This window comes from Streptomyces sp. NPDC006602, from assembly GCF_042870385.1.
Classification (GTDB): domain Bacteria; phylum Actinomycetota; class Actinomycetes; order Streptomycetales; family Streptomycetaceae; genus Streptomyces.
Genome location: NZ_JBIAHG010000007.1, coordinates 103,909 through 129,107, shown reverse-complemented (window position 1 = coordinate 129,107; position 25,199 = coordinate 103,909). Strand labels below are relative to the sequence as shown.

The following is a 25,199-nucleotide window of genomic DNA, read 5'->3' as shown; positions in this document are numbered from 1 at the left end:
TCGTAGACGCTCTGGAGCCGGCTGTGTCCTTTGACACGGCCGGCCCCGGTGTTCATAACGTTTCGGCAGAGGAATCGGGTGGTATGGCCACTCGTCGCGGTCAGCCGGTGTCGCTGCGCGCACGAAGGCCCCGTCTTTTGACGGGGCTCGTTCTTTATGACCGTTTTATCTGGGGCTTACATCACTTCGAATCCCCGCACTCCACTGTTTGGAACTGCGGAGGCCGACGTGCTGGAATGCCTGAACTGCCCAATAGTCAAAGACGTACTCACCAGTCGATGACATACCGGGCTCTGAGACACTGCGGCACAACGTTAGGTGCCGACCGCCGGAAGGTTGTTGGTCGAGTGAGGCGAAGCAAGAACGGTCCCGAGCCGTCGGCCCGGGGCAACTTCACCCCGCCGCCGCGCGGAGCGGCGCCCGCCCCTGTGCCCGGTTCGGAGCAGGCGGCAGCGCCACCGGCGAGCGGCGGTCGTTTCTCCCCGCGCAACTGGCGGGTGCCGACCCGGCTGAACGCGATCCTGCTCATACCCGTGGTGGTCGGCCTCGTCATGGGCGGCTTCCAGGTGAAGAGCTCGATCGACACCTGGCAGGAGGCCGAGGACGCGGAGAGCACCGCGCGTCTGGTGCGGGCGTCCCTCAACTACGCCGACGCCCTCTACAACGAGCGTGACATCACCGCCGCCCCGATTCTGCTGGGCAACAACAAGGCCGTCGTCACCGACGCCCGCAAGAAGACGGACCAGGCCGCCGACGCCTTCGACGACGCGGCCGGGACCATGCCGCAGACGGCAGGCCTGCTGCGCCGCCTCAAGCTGTTCCGCGACGAGGAGCCCAAGCTCGAGGCGCTGCGTACGACCGCGTACACCACCAAGCGCACCGGCGTGCAGACCGAAGAGGGCTACACCGAGGTCGCGCACCCCCTGACGGAGTTCGCCAACGAGCTCGGTCTGGGCACCGGCAACATCACGAGCTACGGCCGGACCGTCTACGCCATCGAGCTCACCAAGGCCGCCCTGTCGCTGCAGCGTTCCATCGGCATGCACCTGCTGGTCAGCCCCGGTCCCAAGGCCACCGACCTCGCCACCCAGCGCGTCGCCCTCTCCTCGTACGCGTACCTGGAGGGCATCGCCGTCGAGGAGTACATCGGCGGCGGCACCGAGGCGGACGAGCAGAAGCTCCGCGAGGCCGAGCTGCAGATCAAGACGGACGGCGCGACGATGGCCAAGGAGGCCAAGGCCAAGAACCCGGACTACGTGCCGCCGCCGTCCAACCCGACCGACATGGTCAGGGGCATCGGGACTCTGACGTCCACGGACACCAGCGAGCGCCAGGCACTGGCCGAGAAGGGCATCACCGCCGACAACTGGTGGGCGGTCAACACCCTCAAGTACAACGCCTACCGGCAGATCGAGTCGGACCTGGCCGACACAGCGGTGAACGAGGCCGCCACCATCGCCGACGACGCCCGCCGTGACGCCTTCATCGTGGGTGCCGCCGTCGTGATCGCCCTGCTCCTCGCCTTCATCCTGGCCGGCATGGTGGCCCGCCAGATGAGCCGTGCGATGCGCCAGCTGCGCAACGCCGCCTTCGGTATCGCCGAGCAGCGTCTGCCGATGCTGGTCGACCAGCTCTCGCGCACCGACCCGGGCCGCGTCGACACCCGTGTGCAGCCGATCCCGATCACCACCAGGGACGAGATCGGCGAGGTCGCCCGGGCCTTCGACCAGGTCCACCGCGAGGCCGTCCGGCTCGCCGCCGAGCAGGCCCTGCTGCGGGGCAACATCAACGCGATCTTCACCAACCTGTCGCGCCGCAACCAGTCGCTGATCGAGGGCCAGCTGACCCTGATCACCGACCTGGAGAACAACGAGGCCGACCCGGACCAGCTGGAGAACCTCTTCAAGCTGGACCACCTGGCCACCCGTATGCGCCGCAACGGCGAGAACCTCCTGGTCCTCGCCGGCGAGGAGCCCGGCCGCCGCTGGGACCAGCCGGTCCCGCTGGTCGACGTGCTGCGCGCCGCCTCCTCCGAGGTGGAGCAGTACGAGCGCGTCGAGCTGTCCGGCGTTCCGGAGGCCGAGATCCACGGCCGTGCCGTGACCGACCTCGTGCACCTGCTGGCCGAGCTGCTGGAGAACGCCACCACGTTCTCCTCGCCGCAGACCAAGGTCCGCGTCACCGCGACCCGGCTGCCCGACGGCCGCATCATGATCGAGATCCACGACAAGGGCATCGGCCTCACCGCCGAGGACTTCGCGGACATCAACCACAAGCTGGCCAACCCGCCGACCGTGGACGCCGCGATCTCCCAGCGCATGGGCCTGTTCGTGGTCGGCCGGCTGTCCGACCGGCACGGCATCCGCGTCCAGCTGCGCCCCTCCGGCGAGCAGGCCGGCACCACCTCGCTCGTCATGCTCCCCGACGCGATCACGCACGGCGGTGGCGGCGGCGAGCAGCAGCGCGACGAGTTCACCGTCTCGCAGATCATGCCGGAGCAGCAGCACTTCCAGGTCCAGGGGGAGGACTTCAACAACGGCCTGCCGATGCGCACGGCCGCGGAACTCGGCTTCGACGACAGCCGCTACACCGAGGTCCCGGACGACATCCGCGAACTGGACCCCGTGGGCCGCTCGCTGATGCGCGAGGAGCGCCGCGCGGCACTGGAGTCCCAGAACCCCGGCGAGGAGTCCCCCGACTCCCCCGGGTACGCCGAGGGCTTCGACGGCCAGGGCGGCTACCAGGAGCAGCAGGCGTCGTACGAGCACCAGCCGGCGTACGAGGAGCCGCGTCAGCCGTCGTACGAGGAGCAGCAGCAGACGGCCTACGAGGACCCGCAGCGGACCGCTTACGAGGAGCCGCAGCGTCCGTCCTACGACGAGGGGTACTACGCGCCGAACGGCGGCCTGCCGCAGAACGACGCCTTCTCGTCCAACGGCGGCTACCCGGAACCGACGTATCCGGAGCCGGTCCACGAGGAGCCCGCGCGGGCCCGTGCCGCCGCCCCGGAGACGTTCTCGGGCTTCGAGGAGCAGTCCTACCAGGACGACTGGCCGCAGCAGGACGGCTACCGCAACGGATACCCGGACCAGTACGCTCCGCAAGCGGAATCCGCGCAGGCCGCTGACGTGAGTGAGCGGGACCACGTAGGCTTCGACCGACCGGGACCGAGCTCCTCCGCCAGCCACGACCTGACCGACGCCGGGCTCCCGCGCCGCGGACCCACCCCGAGCGGTGCGAACGGCTCGGGCGGCGCGCGGCACACGAGCCAGGAGCCGCCGGCCCCCGCGGAGAGCAAGGGCGACTGGCGTTCGGCGAACGACGATCGCTGGCAGCAGGCCTCGCAGCTCCGCAAGCCCAAGGCGGGCGGGGTCACCTCCTCCGGCCTGCCGCGGCGGGTGCCCAAGGCCAACCTGGTCGAGGGAGCCGCCGAATCCACCCCTCAGGGGGGCCCACAGGTCTCCCGCGCTCCCGAGGACGTCCGGGGCAGGTTGAGCAACCTGCGCCGCGGTGTCCAGCGGGGCCGCAGCGCAGGAAGCGAAACGAACGGTCAGGGCTTCGGTTCTGACAGCACCTACAACCAGGAGCGTTAGTGTGAGCCCGATGAGCCAGGCGGCGCAGAACCTGAACTGGTTGATCACCAACTTCGTGGACAACACCCCGGGGGTGTCCCACACGGTGGTGGTCTCCGCCGACGGACTCCTTCTGGCGATGTCCGAAGGCTTTCCGCGCGACCGTGCCGACCAGCTCGCGGCCGTCGCCTCCGGCCTGACGTCTCTGACGGCAGGCGCCTCCCGTATCTTCGAGGGTGGCAGCGTGAACCAGACGGTTGTGGAGATGGAGCGGGGATTCCTGTTCATCATGTCCATTTCCGACGGTTCGTCGCTGGCGGTTCTCGCACACCCGGAGGCCGACATCGGCCTCGTTGGGTACGAGATGGCGCTTCTGGTGGACCGTGCCGGTACGGTCCTGACGCCCGATCTGCGTGCGGAGCTCCAGGGGAGCCTGCTCAACTGACAGACAGACGGTGCGTTTTGGCGTCCCGAGGCCATAAGGTTTCGGGACGCGGCTCCACAGTGATGGGTGCCCGGCACAGTCGGAGGAGGAGAGAAAGTGGCAACACCCCCAGGCGGTTCACCTTCGGGTAACTGGTCGTACGGCCCTGGCCAGGGTCAGGGCGACGGTTCCCAGAACCCCAACCGTTACAACTTCCCCTCCGCCCCGAGCCAGCGGCGCCAGCAGCCGTACGCGCCCCAGGGTCCTGGGCCGTCGCCGTACGACCAGCCGCCGGCGCCGCGTATCCAGCCCGTGCAGCCGCATCGACGCGCCCCTGAGCCGGCGCCCGCCGGGGCGTCGAACAACCCGTTGGTGCGTCCGTACGCCATGACCGGCGGCCGGACCCGCCCGCGCTACCAGCTCGCCATCGAGGCACTGGTGCACACCACCGCGCAGCCGCACCAGATGCAGGGCCAGCTGCCCGAGCATCAGCGGATCTGCAACCTCTGCCGTGAGATCAAGTCGGTGGCCGAGATCTCGGCCCTGCTGACGATCCCTCTCGGCGTGGCCAGGATCCTCGTCGCCGACTTGGCGGAGGCGGGCCTGGTCGCCATCCATCAACCCGGCGGCGACGAGAACGCCGGCGGCCAGCCAGACGTGACACTGCTCGAAAGGGTGCTCAGTGGACTTCGCAAGCTCTAGCGGAGGGCCTTCCCGCTCCACCACGTCCGCGAAAATCGTGGTGGCTGGCGGCTTCGGCGTGGGCAAGACCACGTTCGTCGGCGCCGTCTCGGAGATCAACCCGCTGCGCACCGAGGCCGTGATGACGTCTGCTTCGGCGGGCATCGACGACCTCACCCATACCGGAGACAAGACCACCACCACGGTGGCCATGGACTTCGGTCGCATCACGCTGGACCAGGACCTGATCCTGTACCTCTTCGGTACGCCCGGCCAGGACCGCTTCTGGTTCATGTGGGACGACCTGGTGCGCGGCGCGATCGGCGCGATCGTCCTGGTGGACACCCGCCGCCTCGCCGACTGCTTCCCCGCGGTCGACTACTTCGAGAACTCGGGGCTTCCCTTCGTGATCGCCCTCAACGGCTTCGACGGGAACCAGCCGTACAACCCGGACGAGGTCCGCGAGGCCCTCCAGATCGGCCCCGACACCCCGATCATCACGACGGACGCCCGCCATCGCGCTGACGCGAAGTCTGCGCTCATCACGCTCGTTGAGCATGCGTTGATGGCACGGTTGCGGTAGGCGTTTGTGCGGCCACTGGGCTGCTCGGACGGTCGTAAGCCGTCTGCCGGCAGTCAGTGGCCGTTCGCGCCCGCACGGCGGAGCCGCATTATCGATACAGCCCCGCGCCCCTGGGCACGCGGAAGGGCCCCTCTCTTGGAGAGGGGCCCTTCTTTGCCGTACAAGCTCAGTGCCAGCTGTGCGGGGCGCGGAATCCGGGCTCGCGCTCCAGGCGGCGCCAGGCGGCCTTCGGGCGACCGCGGTGGGTCGGGGCGGCGGCAGGGGCGGCCGCTGCGCGGGCCAGGAGGATGGCCGTGATGGCGGCGACCTCCTCGGGCTCGGCGTGGCCCTTCTCGACACGAATGTCAGCGGTGTTCATGGGTGTCAGTCTCCGTGAGAGAGGTTTCCGCGGGGGTACCGCGGAGGTTCCACAGGGTTACTGCGGGGGGTTGCCGTGCTTGCGGGACGGCAGGTCGGCGTGCTTGGTGTGCAGCATCGCCAGGGAGCGGATGAGGACCTCGCGGGTTTCCGCCGGGTCGATGACGTCGTCGACCAGACCGCGCTCCGCCGCGTAGTACGGGTGCATGAGCTCGGACTTGTACTCCTTGACCATGCGGGCCCGCATGGCCTCGGGGTCCTCGGCGTCGGCGATCTGGCGACGGAAGATCACGTTGGCCGCGCCTTCCGCGCCCATGACGGCGATCTCGTTGGTCGGCCAGGCGTAGGTGAGGTCCGCGCCGATGGACTGGCTGTCCATGACGATGTACGCACCTCCGTAGGCCTTGCGCAGGATCAGGGAGATCCTCGGCACGGTCGCGTTGCAGTAGGCGTAGAGCAGCTTCGCTCCGTGCCGGATGATCCCGCCGTGCTCCTGGTCGACGCCCGGGAGGAACCCGGGGACATCCAGGAAAGTGATGATCGGGATGTTGAAAGCGTCGCACATCTGGACAAACCGTGCAGCTTTTTCCGACGCCTCGATGTCCAGGACGCCGGCCAGGGACTGCGGCTGATTGGCGACGATGCCCACCACCTGGCCGTCGAGGCGGGCCAGGGCGCAGATGATGTTGCGGGCCCAGCGCTCGTGGACCTCGAGGTAGTCGCCGTCGTCGACGATCTCCTCGATGACCTTGGTCATGTCGTACGGACGGTTGCCGTCGGCCGGGACCAGGTCGAGCAGCACGTCGCCGCGGCGCTCGGCCTCGTCGGTCGGCTCCACCCGGGGCGGGTTCTCGCGGTTGTTCTGCGGGAGCATCGACAGCAGGTAGCGCACCTCGGCGAGGCACGTCTCCTCGTCGTCGTAGGCGAAGTGACAGACCCCGGACGTCTCGGCGTGCACGTCGGCGCCGCCGAGGCCGTTCTGGGTGATCTCCTCGCCGGTGACGGCCTTGACGACGTCCGGGCCGGTGATGAACATCTGCGAGGTCTCGCGGACCATGAACACGAAGTCCGTGAGGGCGGGGCTGTAGGCCGCGCCGCCCGCGCACGGGCCGAGCATCACCGAGATCTGCGGGATGACCCCGGACGCCTTGGTGTTGCGCTGGAAGATGCCGCCGTAGCCCGCGAGGGCCGAGACGCCCTCCTGGATACGGGCGCCCGCGCCGTCGTTCAGGGACACCAGGGGCGCCCCGGCCGCGATGGCCATGTCCATGATCTTGTGGATCTTCGTGGCGTGGGCCTCGCCCAGCGCGCCGCCGAAGATGCGGAAGTCGTGGGCGTAGACGAAGACCGTACGGCCCTCCACCGTGCCCCAGCCGGTGATCACACCGTCCGTGTACGGCTTCTTCGCCTCCAGGCCGAAGCCGGTCGCCCGGTGCCGCCGCAGCTGCTCGACCTCCCGGAAGGTGCCGGGGTCCAGGAGCAGCTCGATGCGCTCCCGCGCGGTCAGCTTGCCCTTGGCGTGCTGCGCCGCGGTCGCCTTCTCGCCGGGGCCGGCCAGTGCCTGCGCACGAATCCCGTGCAGCTCGGCGACCCGCCCACGCGCGTCGGTCGGCTCACCCGTCGACTGGTCCGTCGGCTCACTCGTCGACTGGTCCGTCGACTCACCCGGCGCCTCATCCAAAACGGTCATGTAGCGACCTTACGAAGCCCACCAAGAAAAGCTCGCCGTCGACTCCGTACAGTCTCCGGACCGTTTCCTTGGTACCCCTGAACAGAACCGGGGCGGCATGCAGCCCTTCTGACTGCTCAGAGGGCGTCGGGCTTGTAGAGGTCGTACAAACTCATCCGGTGAGAGTCACCTCACAATCATGGGTGGCACATGCCCTCCCCGGGGTGACACGCAGGCCCAGTCGGCGGTCTGTGGAGACCACCTCGACCGAGTCGTCCGCGCGGATCACACCGCCACGGGGTGGTCCCAGGCGATCTCCAGCGGCTGACCGGTGCGGGGCGGCTCACTCACGCAGAGAGTAGCGGTGCGGCCGCGGCGGCTGAGCGGCACGCGGCGGGGGGCGGCGATCGGGGTCCATGGCGGCGCGGAAGCCGCGGGCGAGCTCGCCGGTTTCCGTGCGGCGGGAAGCGTACGGAACGGTGGCGGGGCCGTAGCCGATGCCGGAGGACGCAGCCACGTCGACGAGGGCATTGAAGCATCGCCGGAATAGGTCTACGGTCGTCCCTGTTGAGCTGATTGAATATTCAACATCAGCCCGTCATCCCACCAGGAGCACGCCATGGGCATCTTCGGCCGCAAGGACACCACCGACACGACCGCCGCGGCGCCCGCCGCCGTGAACGCCGACCTCGCCGCGCTGACCGGCGACTACACCATCGACCCCGCCCACTCCTCGATCGGCTTCGTGGCCCGGCACGCCATGGTCACGAACGTCAAGGGCAAGTTCCTCGACTTCAGCGGCTCGCTGCACCTGGACGGCAGCGACCCGTCCGCGTCCACGGCCTCCATCGACGTCAAGATGGACAGCATCGACACGGGCTCCGCGGACCGCGACGGCCACCTCAAGAGCTCCGACTTCTTCAAGACGGACGAGTTCCCGGCGATGACCTTCCGCTCGACCTCGGCTCAGGCCCTGGGCGGCGACGACTACCGCATCACCGGCGACCTCAGCATCCTCGGCGTCACCAAGCCGATCACCATCGACCTCGAGTTCAACGGCTCGGCGAAGGACCCCTTCGGCAACGAGCGCGTCGGCTTCGAGGGCAAGTCCGAGATCATCCGCTCCGAGTGGGGCCTGACCTGGAACGCGGCACTGGAGACGGGCGGCGTCCTGGTCTCCGACAAGATCAAGCTGAACTTCGACATCTCGGCGATCAAGAACGCCTGAGCCTGTCGGCGACTTGACCCGACTCCTCGTCGAGCCGCCTGACCACCGAGCGCGCCCGCCTTCCACTCCGGCCTACGGGGAGGGCGGGCGCTCGGCGTCTCATCCCCGTGTCCGGTCGCGGTCACGAAGGCTTGGGGCGGCGCTTCGGGGGGCGGTCATGGGGACACGGTAGGCGGCGAGGTGGCCGAATCGCGCCCCTTGTGCCGGCGCTCATGGCGTTCACATAATCCAGCAACGGATTTGACCTGACCATGCCAGCAAATAGGCAGTTCCTTGTTGCCGAGAATGACATGTACACGTCACTTCTGCGTTTCGTCGCACGTGTCGCACGGTCCCCAGGTCCACCCCCCACGGAAGGCATCACGTTGAAGAGACTCCTCACGGCACTCAAGAGATGCGCGGCCGTCGGTGCCGCCGCCCTCGCGATCGCCAGCCTTCAGCCCGTCTCGGCCGCCACCGCCGCGCCCGCGCCCGTCGTCGGCGGAACCCGCGCCGCGCAGGGCGAGTTCCCGTTCATGGTCCGGCTCTCGATGGGCTGCGGCGGCGCGCTGTACACCCAGCAGATCGTGCTCACCGCCGCGCACTGCGTGGGCGCGACCGGTGCCAACACCAGCATCACCGCCACCGCCGGCGTCGTGGACCTCCAGTCCACCACCGGACGGGTCCAGGTCCGCTCCACGTACGTCTACCGGGCCCCCGGCTACAACGGCACCGGCAAGGACTGGGCGCTCATCAAGCTCGCCTCGCCCATCAACCTGGCGACGCTGAAGATCGCCACGACCAACCAGTACAACAGCGGCACCTTCACCGTCGCCGGCTGGGGGTCGGCCTCCGAGGGCGGGGCCCAGCAGCGGTACATGCTCAAGGCGAGCGTGCCGTTCGTCAGTGACGCCACCTGTCGTTCCTACAGCGGCTACAGCGGTCTCGTCGCCGCCGAGGAGATCTGCGCCGGCTACGCGTCCGGCGGGGTCGACACCTGCCAGGGCGACTCCGGCGGTCCGATGTTCCGCCGGGACAGCGCCAATGCCTGGATCCAGGTCGGCATCGTCAGCTGGGGCATAGGCTGCGCCCGGCCCAACGCGCCCGGTGTGTACACCGAGGTGTCCACCTTCGCCTCCGCGATCGCCTCGGCCGCGGCCTCGCTCTGACGCGCGGCTCGTCTCGTCCGTACGTCCGCGGGTCCGGTGCGCCTTGTGCCGGGCCCGTGTTCGGGGTCTTCGCCCGCGCCGCCCCCACCCGTCCCGTCTCCAGGGGCTGCGCCCCCGGACCCCCGATCGGCCCTGAAGGGGCCTCGTCCTCAAACGCCGGCCGGGCCGTCGTGCGGGCGGGCTACGGGTTCAGAACCCTCCGCCGAAGTCCCCGCCGCCGCCGAAGTCGCCGCCGCCGTAGTCCCCGCCGCCGAAACCGCCGCCGAAGTCGCCGCTGTCGAAGTCCGCGCCGGAGACGTCGCCGCCCTCGTAACCGCCGCCGCCGAAGTCGCCGTAACCGGAGCCGTAGTCGGAGGCGTAGACCGGGCTCGCCATCATGCTGCCGAGCAGCGTGCCGACGAGGAGGCCGGGCAGGATGCCGCCGCCGAAGTAGCCGCCGGCCCAGGGGCCGTAGGCGGGGCCCGCGTCCCAGTACGGGCGGCGGCCGTATTCCGTGTCGACCTCGCGGATCACCGGGTCACGGCCGTCGGCCAGACGGGTCCGGTCCGCCGCGCAGACCGGGACCTCGCGCGGGGCACCGTCCACCGGCGTCCAGGTCGTGTCGGCGACCGACGGGCCGTGGCGCGGGTCGAAGAAGCAGGGCGCACGGCGTTCGGGCACCGGCCGGCCCTCGCGGCGGGCGGCGAGCTTGGCGAGCGAGAAGCGGCCGTCCTCGATGGACTTGGTGACGGCCCGGACGTCCTCGGGCCTGCCCGCCTGGGCCATGTACGTCTTCGCCCTCTCGTAGGCGTCCAGCGCGTGCTCGTAGTCCTCGCGCATGGCGTCGTCCGCGCCCGGTTCCCCGGGGTGGAAATCGAGGCGGTCGAGCTCCTCGCCGAAGGCGGTGATGTCCTCGTCGACGACGACCCTCAGCCTCTCCAGCGCGGCCCGCTGCTCCTCCTCGTGCAGGCGCCGCCTGCGCCGTACGAGCGCGTACGCGCCACCGCCGCCGGCCACCAGGACCGCGCCGACGGTGATCAGCCCGGCGGTGGACACGCCGCCGTCGCTGTCGGAGGAGCTCCAGGAGGACGGGGCCGAGCCACCCATGTTGGCCAGCGCCCGGTCGGTGAAGTCGTCCAGCTGGGCCGTGGCGTCCCTCTCGGCCTCGACACTGCTGACGAGGTTCTGCACGGCCGTGGTCGGCAGGACCGAGGAGTCGGCTCGGGCGTCGAAGGCGTCCCCGACGCGGATCGCGTACAGCCCGGTGACACCGGTGGCGGTGCGCAGCTCGGTGAAGAGCTTCTCCGTCGGCTGGTCGGCGGGGAGGACGGCGACGAACAAGGCCTTGTCCGCGTCCCTGATCTGCTCGGACAGCGCGTCGGCGGCGGAGGACGAGAGCTGGTCGGCGGCGGCCGGGGCGACGTAGACCGGGTCTTCACGCAGGGCCTCGGCGATCGTCGAGACGTCGGTGGCCGCCGAGGCGCGCGAAGCGCCCGCCGTCAGGACGGTCAGGGCCGTCAGGACGACGAGCGCCAGCGCGGTCAGCAGTCCGGCCAAGTTTCGGGTCGAAAGGACGACCTTCATACTTCGAAGCTACCCGAAAGCCAACGAAAAAGGGCCATTCAGACGGGAGGGAACGCGGCGCTCAGGCCGCCGCCCGATACGCCGACGTCAGCTTCTCCACCGCCTCCCCCGTACCGCCCGATCAGCAGCAGGTGGTCCGCGTCGGCGAAGGGCTTCGCGACCGCCGCCGTGATGTCCTGTCCCACCTTCTGCTGGACGACGAGCCGCGCCTTCGCGACCAGGGCGCGGTGGCGAGTTCGCTCGCGCGGAGCAGCACGTCGCCGCTCCGCCGGGTCAGCCCCCAGTCGGCGAGGGTGACGCGGGTGCGTCTTCGGGCGGCCCGACTTCGACCCGCGCCGGGCACAGGCCGCACAGCGCCCCGACGGGTACCTCGACCTGGTGGCCGAGGCCCGCCGGGAACTCGCCCTCTCCCCCTACAGCCCACGCCCCGTCATCGACGGCATCCGCCGGGCCTGGGCCCTGGAGCCGGGGGCCGCCCAAGAGCCGCACTCGACGGTCGTGATCCCACCGCCACGCGGCACCGCGTGCGTGGGGGACCACCCCCGACCATGAGCGACGGGCAGACCGCGCCCTACTCCGCCGGCTCGACCCCCGCCCGCAGCAACCCGTACGTGTAAGCGTCCTCCAGAGCCTGCCAGGACGCCGCGATGACGTTCTTGGCGACGCCCACCGTGGACCACTCCCCCGCACCGTCGGACGTGGAGATGAGCACGCGGGTCGTGGAGGACGTGCCGTGGACGCCCTCGAGGATGCGGACCTTGTAGTCGACGAGGTCGAGCTTGGCGAGCTGCGGGTAGATCTTCTCCAGGGCCACCCTGAGTGCGCGGTCGAGGGCGTTGACGGGGCCGTTGCCCTCCGCGGTGGCGACGATCCGCTCGCCCTTGGCGTAGAGCTTGACCGTGGCCTCGTTGGCGTGGGTGCCGTCGGGGCGGTCCTCGACGATCGCGCGCCAGGACTCGACACCGAAGTACTTGAGGGGCCTGCCCTCCACCTCGGCACGGAGGAGGAGTTCGAAGGAGGCGTCGGCCGCCTCGTACGTGTAGCCCTTGAGCTCGCGCTCCTTGACCCGGTCGACCACCCGCTGGACCAGCACGCGGTCGCCGCCGAGGTCGATGCCGAGTTCCTTGCCCTTGAGCTCGATCGACGCGCGGCCCGCCATGTCGGAGACCAGCATCCGCATGGTGTTGCCGACCTGCTCGGGGTCGATGTGCTGGTACAGGTCCGGGTCGACCTTGATCGCGGAGGCGTGCAGGCCGGCCTTGTGGGCGAAGGCCGAGACGCCGACGTAGGGCTGGTGGGTGGAGGGGGTGAGGTTCACGACCTCGGCGATGGCGTGCGAGATGCGGGTCATCTCGCGGAGCTTGCCGTCGGGGAGGACCTTCTTGCCGTACTTGAGTTCCAGGGCCGCCACGACCGGGAAGAGGTTGGCGTTGCCGACCCGCTCGCCGTAGCCGTTCGCCGTGCACTGGACGTGGGTCGCGCCCGCGTCCACCGCGGCCAGGGTGTTGGCGACCGCGCACCCCGTGTCGTCCTGGGTGTGGATGCCGAGGCGGGCGCCGGTGTCGGCGAGGACGGTCGAGACGACCGCCTGGATCTGCGCCGGGAGCATGCCGCCGTTGGTGTCGCAGAGGATGACCACGTCGGCGCCGGCCTCGGAGGCGGCTCGTACGACCGCTTTCGCGTACTCCGGGTTTCCGCGGTAGCCGTCGAAGAAGTGCTCGCAGTCGACGAAGACCTTGCGCCCCTGCTCGCGCAGGAAGGAAACGGTGTCGCGGACCATCTCCAGGTTCTCGTCCAGCGTCGTACGCAGGGCGAGTTCCACGTGCCGGTCGTGGGACTTGGCCACCAGGGTGATCACCTCGGCGCCCGAGTCGAGGAGCGCCTTGACCTGGGGGTCCTCGGCGGCTTTGCCGCCGGCCCGGCGGGTGGCGCCGAAGGCGACCAGCTGGGCGTGCTTGAAGTCGATCTCCTGCCGCGCGCGGGCGAAGAACTCGGTGTCCCTCGGGTTGGCGCCGGGCCAGCCGCCCTCGATGAAGCCCACGCCGAAGTCGTCCAGGTGCCGTGCGATGGCCAGCTTGTCCGCGACGGTCAGGTTGATGCCCTCCCGTTGGGCGCCGTCGCGCAGGGTGGTGTCGAAGACGTGGAAGGAATCGTCGAGTTCGCTGGGTTCGGTCATGGTGTCAAAGGCTCCTGTGTCGGATCTCGGTCTGTACCGGAATGACCGGCTCCACCGTCCCCACATGGTCCCTCGCGCTCTCGTCTCCGGCTGCGGGTGGGCCAGAAATGCGAAAAACCTCTCGCGGGTGCGAGAGGTCTGCGCGCGGGTCGAGGACGACGGTGTCCGCCCGTACCTGGTCGTACGAGGCGGTCACTGCGGACCGGCGCGCCTGCTGCCAATAATCGTGGCGAACGAGAGCACGGAGGCAGTCTGGCACAGACCGTCCCCGTGCTCACCGTCCGTCTCAGGATGCGAGCAGATGCGTGATCAGCGCAGGTGGCGGACGAAGACGTCGTAGCCGTCGTTGACGTCTCCGGCCTCGATGAGTGTCGCGTCGGGCGAGGTGAAGGCGATCCGGCGGGCGCCGTCCGCGATGCCGCCCGGTGCGACGTCGGCCGTGGCCGTGCCGCCGGTGGTGTCCGGGGTGACGAGGACGGTGCTGCCCGTCTTCAGGTCGCGCAGTTGAAGTGCTCTCCCCCCTTCGCAAGCAGGAGGGAGATTCCCGCTTACTTTGCAGCAGCAGGCTTGACGCCACGAGTGCGCCTGACGACTGCTCTCCCAGCAGCCGGGACAACCACGGTGTGGCCGATCCGGTACGAGTGCAAGATGTTCCGGGCCGCGTTGTGGTCGGCGTTGCCCGACCATCCGCAGTCCGGGTTCTTGCATACGAACGTGGCCTGGTCCTCCCGGCTTCCGGGCGTGATGAAGCCGCACGCGGAACACCTGCGGGAGGTGTTCGCAGCGGGAACCTTGACCAGGGTGCCGCCGTATCGGCCGGCCTTGTAAGTCGTGAAGCAGTTCAACGGCGAGCAGGACCATGTGCACCTGCTCGTGCACTACCCGCCCAAGGTCCAGCTCTCCAAGCTGGTCAACAGCCTCAAGGGCGTCTCCGCCCGGCTCCTGCGCAAGGAGTACGACGCACACATCCGCCGCTACCTGTGGGGTGGACACTTCTGGTCCGGCTCCTACTTCGCCGGAAGCTGCGGCGGAGCACCGCAGACCGTCGTCCGCCAGTACATCGAGAACCAGAGGCGACCCACCTGACCGTCACCCCGGAGACGCAGAGAACTCCGGCGCTTCGCGCCTCCGGGCCAAGGATGCGCTTCACCTCCGCCCGAAAGGACGGAGCACTGCGCAAGATCAGAGGTAGAGGAGACGGCCGCTGCTCAACCTGGTCGCGGGGCGGGGCCTGCCTGCGCCCACCGGCCATCGGGACGTCCGGCCTTCGAGGACGAGGCCGTCCGGTCCGAAGCGGGGTCCAAGGGCGCCGCCCCAGGAAAGGCCGGCCAGAACGCCGGGCGCCCGATCACCCCGCCTCCAGCCCCGGCAGGAACTCGCCGGCGCCGAACGCGGGCTTCAGGTCGGTGAACCAGGTCGCGCCCTCGTCGTAGGCGGCGAAGAACGGACGGTCGACCAGGTCCGGGGCGCGGGCCTGGATCAGGTGCAGGACGAAGACCTTCTCGCCGGCCACCTCGGCGACTCCGTCCACGCAGACCTTGCCGGGCATCGCCGACATGACCGGGCCGCGGACCGTGCGGGCGAGGCCGGAGACGCGGGCGTATGCCTCGCGGAAGATCTCGTGGCAGCGGACCAGGGGGACGCCGAAGTAACCCTGCGGGCCGGTGTCCCGCTCCACGAACTGGTAGTACGGCACCGCTCCCAGCGTGGTCGTCTCGTCCCACAGCTCGGCCCACGCCTCGGCGCTGTCGTTGATTCCGGCCACCAGCGGGCCCTGACAGCGGATCACCGCACCGGTGTCCCGCACTCGGCGCATCGCCTGCCGCACGACGGGCGGGCGCAGCTCCTGCGGGTGTGTGAAGTGCGCCATCAACGCGAGGTGGCGGCCGCTCGCGACGACTTTCTCCAGCAGCCTGAGCAGGTCGTCGGCATCGCGGTCGGAGACGAAGCGGTACGGCCAGAAGGCCAGCGACTTGGTGCCGAGGCGGATCGAGCGGATCGAGTCGATCTCCAGGAGCGGTTCGACGTAGCGGCGCAGTACCTCCGTGCTCATCACCAGCGGGTCGCCGCCGGTGATCAGCGCGCTGGTCACCTCGGGGTGGGCGCGGAGGTAGGCGGTCGTCGCGGCGATGTCGTCGGTGGCGATCCGCAGATCGGCCTCGCCGACGAACTGGGGCCAGCGGAAGCAGTACGTGCAGTAGGCGTGGCAGGTCTGACCCGGGCGCGGGAAGATCAGCACCGTCTCCGGGTATTTGTGCTGGAGTCCGGTCAGGCGCCGGCCCTCGTGCACGGGGACGTTGGCGTCGAGCTGGCCCGAGGGGTGCGGATTGAGTCGCATCCGGATCTCGTGCGCCGCCCGCAGCACGTCGGCGCGGGGGGCATCCTCGGCGAGCAGGCCGGCCATCCGGCGCAGTTCCGGCGCGGGCAGCATCCCGGCCTGCGGGAAGGTCAGCCGGAAGATCGGGTCGTCGGGCGCGGCCGTCCAGTCGATCAGCTCGTCGACGACGTAGGAGTTCGTGCGGAACGGCAGGACCGCCGACACGGCCCGCAGATCGAGCCGCTGATCGGGCGTCAGACGTACCCGCCCAAGGAGTCCGTCCAGGTCACGGGGCGTGAAGGCGCGGAAGCGGGGGCTCTTGTCGAAAGCTGGGTGGTGCGCTGAACTCATGGTGTGGCAGGGCCCTCTATTCCGTGACCAGGACCGGCGGCCGCAACTCGACGAACGCGGACGCCGACGCATCGTACTTCTCCGTGAAGTGCTGGATGAGCCGCCCGTGCAGCTCGCTCTCGTCGTCCACCACGAACACCTGGTGCGCGCCCGGGATACTCAAGCCGTCGCTGTAGGCGGCGAGTTCGTCCAGGCGGTGGCGGGCCAGATAGGTGACGAGGTCGGGGCCGGAGACGTACAGGCAGTCCTCGACGGACACGAACTGGCAGGTGAACTCCCGACGCACGGCGGCCGCGTCGACCAGCGTGACCGGCAGATGGGTGAAGCGTTCCATCGGCTTGCCCTGCAGCCACAGTTCGTCGAACCGCTGCTCGACGAAGGTGCCGAGCGGTGAGCGGGCGGCGACCTCCAGCTGGACGCCCTCGCCGGACAGCCGGCCGACGGTGAGGAAGGACACCAAACAGCGCTCGTCCCAGCGGTAGAGCGTCACGCCGGGAGAGGTGGAGCACAGCCGCACTTCGAGGAACTGGCGGGAGTTCTGGTCGAGGCGGCGCGCGAAGTCGTGCAGGGTGCGGAGGTTGCGCAGGATGTCGCGGCGGATGTCGGCGCTGCGCTCGCCCAGTTCGCGGCCGCGCAGGATGACCGCGAGGGAGTCGGGGTCCAGGAGCAGGATCTGGACGCGGGCGCCGTGCGCGGTGGCCGCCCTGACGCCGCGGTAGAAGCGCTCGGAGAACTGCGGGCCGAAGAGGTTGGAGAAGGTGTCGAGCACCTTGACGTTGGAGGTGGCACCGTGGACCTGGGCGCTGAACCACTCGTAGTCGAGCCGGGTGTGCTCGCGGACCCGGCCTTCCTGGGCGCGGGAGATGAGCGGGCCGATCACGAAGACGGTGATGACGACCCCGACCATGTCGGTGCCGAGGTTGAGGGCGAGGGCATCGCCGTAGTTGTCCATGTCCGTGCTGCTCCGCAGGAGCAGCGCCGCGCAGGCCGCGAGCAGGACGAGCACCGTGAGGCTCTGGGGGCGCCGGGGCGTGCGTAACGTCCGTGCCAGCCAGCGCAGCCTCGGAATCGGAGATCGTCCGTTCACGCGTGCATCCCCCTCCCCGGTCCGGTCCGCACCCGGGGAGGGAACGCGCTCCCCCGCGGAATCAGGAGATACCCGCGCGGGGGAGGCGATACGCGTCGAACGGACTACCGGCGCTCGGACGGTCGTTGGACCGGTGCGGAGCCACCCCCGGCCTCAGCCGAGCTCGTGCATCCAGCCGTGCTTGTCCTCCGCGGTCCCGCGCTGGATGTCCAGCAGGGCCTGGCGCAGCCTCAGCGTGACCTCGCCGGGCTCGCCGCCGGACTGCTTCCACTCGGCGGTGGCGCGCTTGACCGTGCCGACGGGGGTGATCACGGCCGCCGTGCCGCAGGCGAAGACCTCGGTGAGGGTGCCGTTCTCGGCGTCGCGCTGCCACTGGTCGATGGAGACGCGGCCCTCCTCGGACTCGTAGCCGAGGTCGCGGGCGACGGTCAGGAGGGAGTCACGGGTGACGCCCTCCAGGATGGAGCCGGTCAGCGACGGGGTGACGATCTTGTCTCCGTACACGAAGTACAGGTTCATGCCGCCGAGTTCCTCGACCCACTTGTGCTCGACCGCGTCGAGGTAGCACACCTGGTCGCAGCCCTTGCTCGCCGCTTCGGCCTGGGCGAGCAGGGAGGCCGCGTAGTTGCCGCCCGTCTTCGCGTCGCCCATGCCGCCGGGGACGGCGCGGACACGGTCCTCGGAGAGCCAGATGGAGACCGGCTTCACGCCGCCCGGGAAGTACGCTCCGGCGGGGGACGCGATGACCAGGAAGAGGTACTCGTTGGCGGGCTTCACGCCCAGGCCGACCTCGGTCGCGATCATGAACGGGCGCAGGTAGAGGGACTCCTCACCGCCGTGCGCCGGGACCCAGGCCTGGTCCTGGCGGACGAGCGCGTCGCACGCCTCGATGAACGTCTCGGCCGGCAGCTCCGGCATGCCGAGGCGGCGGGCGGAGGACTGGAAGCGCTTGGCGTTCTTCTCGGGGCGGAAGCTGGCGACGGAGCCGTCGGGCTGGCGGTAGGCCTTGAGCCCCTCGAAGATCTCCTGCGCGTAGTGCAGGACCATGGTCGCCGGGTCGAGGGAGAGCGGCGCGTACGGGACGAGCTGGCCGTCGTGCCAGCCGCGCCCCTCCGTCCACTTGATGATCACCATGTGGTCGGTGAAGTGGCGGCCGAACCCCGGGTTGGCCAGAATCGCCTCGCGCTCCGCGTCGGAGAGTGGCGAGGCCGAGGGCTTCAGCTCGATCGTGGGCGTCGTCATGAGTTGCTGTCCTTCGCTTCCTGGCGAACGTCTGGGCTACCCCGCGTCTGTTGCCGGGGTCCGGGGTTGCCCCCCGGGGGATGCAGCACCGGTCGGATGGTGACGGGCCGCGCTCACGCCCGTACTGTCAGTGGCCAGTGCTAGGACGTCCGAGCATTCCCTCAATCCGCGGCTCCGCGTTCGATTATCGCGCGACGGAGGCCATGGACGAAAAACGGCGTGAATGCTGCCCGGGGATGATGGTGGCACTTCGGCGGGGGCATGCGAAAGCCGCCGGGTGGTGAGTGACCCGGCGGCTTCGAGGGGTGGAGAAGCGCGGCAGGTCAGCCGGCTACTCGTACGGCGAGCGCGTCGCCGATCTCCGAGGTGCTGCGGGCGGGCTTGCCGGTGCGCTCGGCGAGGTCGGCGGAGACCGCGTCCTCGATGCGGGCCGCCTCGGACTCGTAGCCGAGGTGGCGCAGGAGCAGGGCGACGGACAGGACCGTGGCGGTGGGGTCGGCCTTGCCCTGGCCGGCGATGTCCGGGGCCGAGCCGTGGACGGGCTCGAACATGGACGGGAATTCGCCGGAGGGGTTGATGTTCCCGCTCGCGGCGACGCCGATGCCGCCGGAGACGGCCGCGGCGAGGTCGGTGATGATGTCGCCGAAGAGGTTGTCGGTGACGATCACGTCGAAGCGCTCGGGCTGCGTGACCAGGTAGATGGTCGCCGCGTCCACGTGCATGTACTCGGTGGTGACCTCGGGGAACTCCTCGGCCACCTTGTTGAAGATGTTGGTCCACAGGTGACCCGCGAAGGTCAGCACGTTGTTCTTGTGGATCAGCGCCAGCTTCTTGCGCGGGCGGGCCTGCGCCCGGGCGAAGGCGTCCCGGACGACACGCTCGACACCGAAGGCCGTGTTCACGGAGACCTCGGTGGCGACCTCGTGCGGGGTGCCCTTCCTGATGGTGCCGCCGTTGCCGGTGTACGGACCCTCGGTGCCCTCGCGGACCACGACGAAGTCGATCTCCGGCTCGCCGGCCAGCGGGGTGGCGACACCCGGCAGCAGCTTCGACGGACGCAGGTTGACGTGGTGGTCGAAGAGGAAGCGGAGCTTCAGCAGGAAGCCGCGCTCCAGGACACCGGACGGGACCGAGGGGTCGCCGATCGCGCCGAGCAGGATGGCGTCGTGCTGCTTGAGGGCCTCGGCGTCCGCGTCGGTGAGGGTCTCACCGGTGGCGTGGTAGCGCTTGGCACCGAAGTCGTACTCCTTGGTCTCCAGCTTCACATCCTGCGGGAGGACGGCGGAGAGGACCTTCAGGCCTTCGGCCACGACTTCCTGCCCGATGCCGTCACCGGGGATCACTGCGAGATTGAGGCTGCGAGACATGTCGGCACCGTACTCCTGGTCCCACGGGATGACACGGACCGTCCGCGATACGGACACCCACTCAGGGGACGGCGTCAACCCTTCGGTTGTCGTTCACCCGCAGGTGGGGCGGGTGTTGGCCTTCGCTGGGAAGTTCACCTGCATGGAGACACCGGACTTCGGCATTCCCCCGCACCTCGCGCGCCGGATGAGCATGGCCGAGCAGCACGAGTACCTGCGCACCAAGCTCTCCCGGCGCCGCACGCTGGTGACGGCGGGCGCGGTGGCGGGCGGGCTGCTGACCGGCTGCTCCTCCGGCTCCGGCGCCGCGGCCACGTCGACCGCGTCGGCGACCGCCTCCCCCCTCGGCAAGGTCCACAGCTCGGTCGTCGCCCCCTTCGGCCGCCATCTCTCCTTCGGCGCCGACCCCAGGACCCGGATGCGGATCTCCTGGCAGGTACCGCTCGCGGTGCGGAAGCCGTACGTCCGGATCGGCACCCGGCCCGACGACCTGAGCCGCAGGATCGAGGCCGAGGTACGCGCTCTGCACACGCCCGGGGTGACGGGCGTGCGGCCGGCGCTCGACCAGTACTACCTGCACGCGGCCCTGGACGGCCTGCGCCCCGGCACGACGTACTACTACGGCGTCGGCCACGAGGGCTTCGACCCGGCATCCCCCGAGCGCCGGAAGACGATCGGCACCTTCCGCACGGCCCCGGCGAGCCCGGAGCGGTTCGTGTTCACCGCGTTCGGCGACCAGGGCGTCAGCAAGGCCGCGGCCGCGAACGACCACGTGCTGCTGCGCCAGGACCCCGCCTTCCACCTCCACGCCGGCGACATCTGCTACGCGGACGTCAACGGCCGGGGCGAGAAGTCCGACGGCTACGACCCCGCTTTCTGGGACCTGTTCCTCAGGCAGAACGAGCCGGTCACCAGGTCCGTGCCGTGGATGGTGACGACCGGCAACCACGACATGGAGGCCTGGTACTCGCCGGACGGCTACGGCGGCCAACTGGCCCGCTGGTCCCTCCCGGACAGCGGCTTCGACCCGCGCAAGGCCCCGGGTGTGTACGCGTTCACGTACGGCAACGTCGGCTTCGTGGCGCTGGACGCGAACGACGTGTCGTACGAGATTCCCGCCAATTTCGGCTACACGGACGGGAAGCAGACGGCCTGGCTGGACCGGAAGCTGGGTGAGCTGCGGGCGGACGCCTCGGTGGACTTCGTCGTCGTCTTCTTCCACCACTGCGCCTACTCGACCTCCTCGCACGCCTCCGACGGCGGGGTCCGCGACGCGTGGCTGCCGCTGTTCGCCAGGCATCAGGTGGACCTGGTGATCAACGGGCACAACCACGTCTACGAGCGCACCGACGCGATCAAGGGCGGCCAGGTCGGCAGGCCGGTGCCGATCGGCGGGTCCACTGACCCCACGCGGGACGGGACCGTGTATGTCACGGCGGGCGGCGGCGGCAAGGACCTGTACGGCTTTCCGTCGGGCGTGCAGGAGAGCTACGAGGGGCACGTCAAGGACCGCGACTCCGTCGAGACGTTCCAGTGGACCAAGTCGAAGCAGTCCGAGGAGGAGATCGTGGAGTGGTCGCGGGTGCGTTACCGGGGCTTCTCCTTCCTCTCGGTGGAGGCGGAGAGCGGGGCGCGGCCGCGCCTCAAGGTGTCTGCGCTGGCGCAGAGCGGGGAGCGCATCGACCATTTCGAGGTGCGGCGCGGCGCTTAGAGCTCCGAACAAAAGTGGAGTCCGATCAGCTCGCGGCGTCTGGTGCGTGCGATCGCAAGGCGCCGGAAGCTCCTCGTAGCGGAGCTACGAGGAGCTTCCGGCAACGCGGCGAGCGTGCGTGCCAGACGCCGCGAGCCGGGCTCCACTTTTGTTCGGAGCTCTTAGACCGCGCCGCACCTCGTGCGGGTGCGGCTCCCGGCTGATGGGTCTTCTCCGAAGCTGCGGCTCAGTGGCCGGTCGAGCCGCCGTTGTCGCGGCGGTCGAGGGCGCGCTGGAGGGCGGCTGCGGCGTTCTTGCGGTCGGACTCGCTCGTACGGGAGATACGACGGACTCGGCGGCGGGCGGTCGTCTCGGCCATGGGAAATCGACTCCTTCGAGTTCCTGGAGTGCACGGCTGGAGTGCACAAAGGGGTTGCGAGACTCCCCCACTGCCTTAAGGGCGTGGGAGGTGCCCCCAGATGGGGCGGGGAGCGGTGCCGCAGGGGTTGCCTGCACGGGGCCCGGCTCACGACCGCCATTCGCTTGGTCGAGCGAGACGTTCGGCTCCTACAAAGTTAAGGGAGGAGCGCGCGTCTGTCTCCACAATTACTCGGACTTCCTACTATCTGAGACAGTGCCCTGCCTCACACCGCGCTGAGCTGCGGTTTCGCACGCGTACGCAGTTCCCGGACGAGTGCCCGTACGGCCGCCGTGGCGGCGAGTTCCGGTGTGGTGACGTATCCGACCCGGCGGGTGGGCCGCTCCGGCCCGAGGTCGGTGATCGCGGTGGTGGGCGGGGCTCCGGTGAGCGAGAGCGCGGGCATGATCGCCATGCCGAGACCGCTGCTCACCATGGACAGCACGGCTCCGTCGTCCTCGGCGCGGACGGTCGCGGTGGGGATCCAGTCCTGCGCGGCCCACCACTGCCGGGTGTAGGAGGAGCAGTTCTCCTGCCAGTCGACCAGAGGCAGCGAGCGCGGGTGCGGGTGTCCGGCCGGGTGCACGAGCGCGTACGGCTCTTCGAGGAGTACGTCTCCGATCAGCTCCGGCGGGATCGGCGAACTGGTGCCGATGGTGGCGATCCCGAGGTCGGCACGCCCCTCGGCCACCTCGCCGGCCGTCCCGGGGCCGACCTCCCGTACGACGGTCACGGTCGCCTCGATACCGGGATGGCGGGAGGCCAGGCGTTCCAGCACGGGCGGCAACAGGTACAGGGCCGCGCTGCGGAAGGCGGCGATACGCAGCGGCCCGCCGATCTCGCCGCCCTGGGCCGTCGCTCGAGTCTCGGTGACCATCACCTCCAGCATCCGCAGCACCCGGCGCGCATGGGCGACGGCCCGCTCGCCGGCCGCGGTGGGCCGGGCGCCGTACCGCCCGCGCTCGAACAGCACGACCCCCAGCTTGCATTCGACGCCGCGCACGGCGTGCGAGACGGCGGACTGGGTCGACCCGAGCCGGGCGGCGGCCGCCGAGAAGCCTCCCTCGTCGGCCACCGCCACCAGGGTCCGCAACTCCTGCGGCGCGAGATCGACCGTGCTCACGAAGGCCCCCACCTGCTGCTATGAGGACGGCTCATGGATCCGCCCGTTCCATGAACGCAACCGTCTGCCCACCGCCCCCATTCCTGCTTACCGTCCCCTCCCATGACCCACATCGCGCTCACCGTGCACCAGATCGCCCGCCCGACCGGCTTCCCAACCCCCGACCACTTCCGCTTCGTAGAGTCCCCGGTGCCGTACCCGGCTCCCGGCACGGCCCTGGTCGAGAACCTCTACTGGTCGGTGGACCCCTACCACCGCGAAATGATGGACGCCGACTTCGCGTTGAATGCCCCGCTGGAGGGCCGCACCCTCGGCCGGATCGTCGCCTCGCGCGAACTGTCCCTGCCGGAGGGCGAGATCGTCCTCCACCGTCAGGGCTGGCGCACCCACTCCGTCGTACACCCGGAAGAGGTCAGACGCCTGCCCATGCATGAAGGCGTGCCGCTGTCCGCGTACTTGAGCGTCCTGGGCGGTACGGGCCTCACCGCCTACGTCGGCCTCACCCGCATCGCCCGACTGCGCGAGGGTGACGACCTCTTCGTCTCCGCGGCCGCGGGCGGGGTCGGCACGGCGACCGGCCGCTTCGCCCGGCTGCTCGGCGCGGGCCGGCTGATCGGCAGCGCGGGGTCGGCGCGGAAGGTGACCGACCTGACGGAGCGGATCGGGTACGACGAGGCCTTCGACTACCACACGGCTCCCGTCGCCGACCTGCTCGCCAAGGCAGCTCCCGACGGCATCGACGTCTTCGTCGACAACGTCGGAGGCGAGCACCTCGGCGCCGCGATCGGTGCGCTGCGGGAGCGCGGGCGGGTGGTGCGGATCGGCACGGTCGGGCAGTACAACGCGCCGGGCACGACGGCCGCCCTGTTCGATCACGCCGACATGGTCGAGAAGAGCCTCCGGATGGAGGGCTTCCTGGTGCGGGACTACGCCGACGTACAGGAAGAGCTGTACGAGTTCGCCGTACCGCATCTCCTCAGCGGGGCGCTCACGCTCGACGAGACGGTGGTGGACGGCTTCGGGCGGATCGTGGAGGCGTTCCTGCTGATGCTGGGCGGCGGGAACACCGGGAAAATGCTCGTGCGGGCGGCGGCGGGCTGACCGCCGGGTGTCGGAGGACGGCCGGCGGAGACACGATGGACGGGAGCGGCCGTATCCGCCGCCCCGGTCCGCGCGACGTAGCGGCACGTCCGGGAGGGAGCCACCCATGACCACGGCACAGCCCCGCACTCAGGTGATGACCCAGCACCGCTTCGGCGGACCGGAGGTCCTGACGCTCGAGGAACGGCCGCGTCCCGTGCCCGCCGCCGGCGAGGTGCTGGTCCGGGTGCGTGCGGCGGGCGTCGGCCCGGAGGACGGGCAGGCCCGTTCGGGGTCGGCCCCGGTGTACGGAGAGCCGCCGTTCACGCTGGGCAGGGACGTCTCCGGCGTGGTGGAGGAGGTCGGCGCGGAGGTCGTCGGCCTCCGCGCCGGCGACGAGGTGTTCGGCCTGGTCGACGGCGGCGGTCACGCCCTCCATGTCACCGCGCCGGCCGGTCACTTCGCGGTGAAGCCATCCACGCTGGACCACGTCCGTGCCGCCGCCGCGCCGACGGCGATGCTCACCGCCTGGCAGGCCCTGATCGACATCGCCCGGGTCGGACCGGGCACCCGCGTACTGATCCACGCGGCGGCGGGCGGGGTGGGGCACGCGGCGGTCCAGCTGGCCAAGGCGGAGGGCGCGTACGTCATCGGCACCGCCCGCGCCGATGATCACGCCTTCCTGCGTGACCTCGGCGCCGACGAGCTCGTCGACGACACCGCCACCGACTTCACCACCGCCGTCCATGACGTCGAGGTGGCCCTCGACCTGGTCGGCGGCGCCTACGGCCCGCGCACGCTGGGCACCCTGCGCCCCAAGGGCCTGCTGGTCTGCGCCGTCCCCGGCGACCTGGGCCTCGCTCCGGAGGAGGTGGAGGCCCGCGGGATGCGCTTCGCCATCGTGCAGGCGGAGCCCTCGGCCGACCGCCTGACGAAGATCGCCGCTCTGCTGGCGGACGACCGCATCCGCCTCCACGTGGACGCGGCCCTCCCGTTCGCGGAGGCGGCCGAGGCACACGAGCTGGGCGAGGCCGGGGGGGTCAAGGGCGGGCTGGTGCTGGTGATGCCGGACTGAGGCCTTCCGTGGCTCAGAGCAGCGCGGTCGAATATTCCGTGGCTCAGA

23 protein-coding genes and 3 pseudogenes are annotated in these 25,199 nt (G+C 70.1%); 12 read left to right on the top strand and 14 right to left on the bottom strand.

The genetic code is table 11. The annotated features are described in order from the left end of the window. Positions 1-347 precede the first annotated feature (347 nt). The 4 genes from ACFYO2_RS20425 (at position 348) to ACFYO2_RS20410 (ending at position 5,260) form a co-directional block, all read left to right on the top strand. Positions 348-3,593, top strand: coding sequence for a nitrate- and nitrite sensing domain-containing protein (locus ACFYO2_RS20425; RefSeq protein ID WP_388350681.1), 3,246 nt, complete (start codon positions 348-350; stop codon positions 3,591-3,593). Between the two features lie 10 nt (positions 3,594-3,603). After that, complete coding sequence (locus tag ACFYO2_RS20420) at positions 3,604-4,017, top strand: roadblock/LC7 domain-containing protein (RefSeq protein WP_033321188.1); 414 nt, start codon at positions 3,604-3,606, stop codon at positions 4,015-4,017. 96 nt (positions 4,018-4,113) lie between these two features. Continuing rightward, the gene (locus ACFYO2_RS20415; RefSeq protein ID WP_388350678.1) at positions 4,114-4,698 is read left to right on the top strand and encodes a DUF742 domain-containing protein; all 585 of its coding nucleotides are present in this window, start codon (positions 4,114-4,116) and stop codon (positions 4,696-4,698) included. Further along, a complete protein-coding gene (locus tag ACFYO2_RS20410; protein WP_026248371.1) occupies positions 4,679-5,260 on the top strand; it encodes an ATP/GTP-binding protein in 582 nt (193 codons plus the stop codon). Before ACFYO2_RS20415 ends, ACFYO2_RS20410 begins: the two co-directional genes overlap by 20 nt. A 166-nt stretch (positions 5,261-5,426) precedes the next feature. Here ACFYO2_RS20410 and ACFYO2_RS20405 read toward each other — a convergent pair whose 3' ends face one another. The 4 genes and pseudogenes from ACFYO2_RS20405 to ACFYO2_RS20390 form a co-directional block, all read right to left on the bottom strand. Continuing rightward, a complete protein-coding gene (locus ACFYO2_RS20405) occupies positions 5,427-5,618 on the bottom strand; it encodes an acyl-CoA carboxylase subunit epsilon (RefSeq protein ID WP_388350675.1) in 192 nt (63 codons plus the stop codon). A gap of 57 nt (positions 5,619-5,675) precedes the next feature. Then, positions 5,676-7,307, bottom strand: coding sequence for an acyl-CoA carboxylase subunit beta (locus ACFYO2_RS20400; RefSeq protein WP_388350672.1), 1,632 nt, complete (start codon positions 7,305-7,307; stop codon positions 5,676-5,678). Positions 7,308-7,458: 151 nt separating this feature from the next. Then, positions 7,459-7,670: pseudogene (locus ACFYO2_RS20395) on the bottom strand (hypothetical protein); the annotation flags it as partial. Continuing rightward, entirely contained in the window at positions 7,630-7,803 is a 174-nt protein-coding gene (locus tag ACFYO2_RS20390; protein WP_388351300.1) for a hypothetical protein, read from the bottom strand. The pseudogene ACFYO2_RS20395 and the gene ACFYO2_RS20390, both read right to left, overlap by 41 nt. A gap of 102 nt (positions 7,804-7,905) precedes the next feature. Here ACFYO2_RS20390 and ACFYO2_RS20385 point away from each other — a divergent pair, with 102 nt between their 5' ends. Both ACFYO2_RS20385 and ACFYO2_RS20380 read left to right on the top strand, forming a co-directional pair. Beyond that, complete coding sequence (locus ACFYO2_RS20385; RefSeq protein ID WP_388350669.1) at positions 7,906-8,514, top strand: YceI family protein; 609 nt, start codon at positions 7,906-7,908, stop codon at positions 8,512-8,514. Between the two features lie 365 nt (positions 8,515-8,879). Beyond that, positions 8,880-9,662, top strand: a complete 783-nt coding sequence (locus tag ACFYO2_RS20380; protein ID WP_388350666.1) for a serine protease — start codon at positions 8,880-8,882, stop codon at positions 9,660-9,662. Between the two features lie 189 nt (positions 9,663-9,851). On the opposite strand, the gene ACFYO2_RS20375 is transcribed toward ACFYO2_RS20380, so the two are convergent. Further along, the gene (locus ACFYO2_RS20375; RefSeq protein WP_388350663.1) at positions 9,852-11,225 is read right to left on the bottom strand and encodes a hypothetical protein; all 1,374 of its coding nucleotides are present in this window, start codon (positions 11,223-11,225) and stop codon (positions 9,852-9,854) included. A 38-nt stretch (positions 11,226-11,263) separates the two neighbouring features. Beyond that, the gene (locus ACFYO2_RS20370) at positions 11,264-11,410 is read right to left on the bottom strand and encodes a hypothetical protein (RefSeq protein ID WP_388351297.1); all 147 of its coding nucleotides are present in this window, start codon (positions 11,408-11,410) and stop codon (positions 11,264-11,266) included. Positions 11,411-11,603: 193 nt separating this feature from the next. Between ACFYO2_RS20370 and ACFYO2_RS20365 the strand changes: the two genes are divergently transcribed. Further along, positions 11,604-11,777 carry a hypothetical protein gene (locus ACFYO2_RS20365; protein ID WP_388350660.1) on the top strand — a complete coding sequence of 58 codons (174 nt, stop codon included), beginning with the start codon at positions 11,604-11,606 and terminating at the stop codon, positions 11,775-11,777. Between the two features lie 19 nt (positions 11,778-11,796). Here ACFYO2_RS20365 and cimA read toward each other — a convergent pair whose 3' ends face one another. Continuing rightward, positions 11,797-13,401, bottom strand: coding sequence for a citramalate synthase (gene cimA / locus ACFYO2_RS20360; protein WP_388350657.1), 1,605 nt, complete (start codon positions 13,399-13,401; stop codon positions 11,797-11,799). A 364-nt stretch (positions 13,402-13,765) separates the two neighbouring features. Here cimA and ACFYO2_RS20355 point away from each other — a divergent pair, with 364 nt between their 5' ends. Then, on the top strand, positions 13,766-13,909 hold the full coding sequence (locus tag ACFYO2_RS20355; protein ID WP_388350654.1) for a hypothetical protein: 144 nt from the start codon (positions 13,766-13,768) through the stop codon (positions 13,907-13,909). A gap of 40 nt (positions 13,910-13,949) precedes the next feature. On the opposite strand, the pseudogene ACFYO2_RS20350 reads toward ACFYO2_RS20355, so the two are convergent. Further along, a pseudogene (locus ACFYO2_RS20350) lies at positions 13,950-14,231 on the bottom strand (zinc ribbon domain-containing protein); the annotation flags it as partial. Positions 14,232-14,238: 7 nt separating this feature from the next. On the opposite strand from ACFYO2_RS20350, the pseudogene tnpA reads away from it, so the two are divergent. Continuing rightward, positions 14,239-14,487 (top strand): annotated as a pseudogene (gene tnpA / locus ACFYO2_RS20345) (IS200/IS605 family transposase); the annotation flags it as partial. 262 nt (positions 14,488-14,749) lie between these two features. Here the strand turns inward: tnpA and ACFYO2_RS20340 are convergent. The 4 genes from ACFYO2_RS20340 to ACFYO2_RS20325 all read right to left on the bottom strand — a co-directional run bounded on the left by ACFYO2_RS20340 (position 14,750) and on the right by ACFYO2_RS20325 (position 19,765). Then, entirely contained in the window at positions 14,750-16,069 is a 1,320-nt protein-coding gene (locus ACFYO2_RS20340; protein WP_388350651.1) for a KamA family radical SAM protein, read from the bottom strand. A 16-nt stretch (positions 16,070-16,085) separates the two neighbouring features. Then, positions 16,086-17,156 (bottom strand): hypothetical protein, encoded by a 1,071-nt coding sequence (locus ACFYO2_RS20335; RefSeq protein ID WP_388350649.1) that lies wholly within the window; start codon positions 17,154-17,156, stop codon positions 16,086-16,088. Positions 17,157-17,309: 153 nt separating this feature from the next. Continuing rightward, positions 17,310-18,398 (bottom strand): branched-chain amino acid aminotransferase, encoded by a 1,089-nt coding sequence (locus ACFYO2_RS20330; RefSeq protein ID WP_388350646.1) that lies wholly within the window; start codon positions 18,396-18,398, stop codon positions 17,310-17,312. 323 nt (positions 18,399-18,721) lie between these two features. Then, entirely contained in the window at positions 18,722-19,765 is a 1,044-nt protein-coding gene (locus ACFYO2_RS20325) for a 3-isopropylmalate dehydrogenase (RefSeq protein WP_388350643.1), read from the bottom strand. A 142-nt stretch (positions 19,766-19,907) separates the two neighbouring features. Here ACFYO2_RS20325 and ACFYO2_RS20320 point away from each other — a divergent pair, with 142 nt between their 5' ends. Next, a complete protein-coding gene (locus tag ACFYO2_RS20320) occupies positions 19,908-21,476 on the top strand; it encodes a purple acid phosphatase family protein (protein ID WP_388350640.1) in 1,569 nt (522 codons plus the stop codon). 226 nt (positions 21,477-21,702) lie between these two features. Here ACFYO2_RS20320 and ACFYO2_RS20315 read toward each other — a convergent pair whose 3' ends face one another. Together ACFYO2_RS20315 and ACFYO2_RS20310 are read right to left on the bottom strand one after the other, a co-directional pair. Then, on the bottom strand, positions 21,703-21,834 hold the full coding sequence (locus ACFYO2_RS20315) for a hypothetical protein (RefSeq protein WP_107091473.1): 132 nt from the start codon (positions 21,832-21,834) through the stop codon (positions 21,703-21,705). 265 nt (positions 21,835-22,099) lie between these two features. After that, the gene (locus ACFYO2_RS20310) at positions 22,100-22,996 is read right to left on the bottom strand and encodes a LysR family transcriptional regulator (protein WP_388350637.1); all 897 of its coding nucleotides are present in this window, start codon (positions 22,994-22,996) and stop codon (positions 22,100-22,102) included. A 102-nt stretch (positions 22,997-23,098) separates the two neighbouring features. Here ACFYO2_RS20310 and ACFYO2_RS20305 point away from each other — a divergent pair, with 102 nt between their 5' ends. Then, positions 23,099-24,097 carry an NADP-dependent oxidoreductase gene (locus tag ACFYO2_RS20305; protein ID WP_388350635.1) on the top strand — a complete coding sequence of 333 codons (999 nt, stop codon included), beginning with the start codon at positions 23,099-23,101 and terminating at the stop codon, positions 24,095-24,097. Positions 24,098-24,203: 106 nt separating this feature from the next. Continuing rightward, entirely contained in the window at positions 24,204-25,151 is a 948-nt protein-coding gene (locus ACFYO2_RS20300) for an NADP-dependent oxidoreductase (protein ID WP_388350633.1), read from the top strand. The last annotated feature ends 48 nt before the right edge of the window (positions 25,152-25,199 follow it).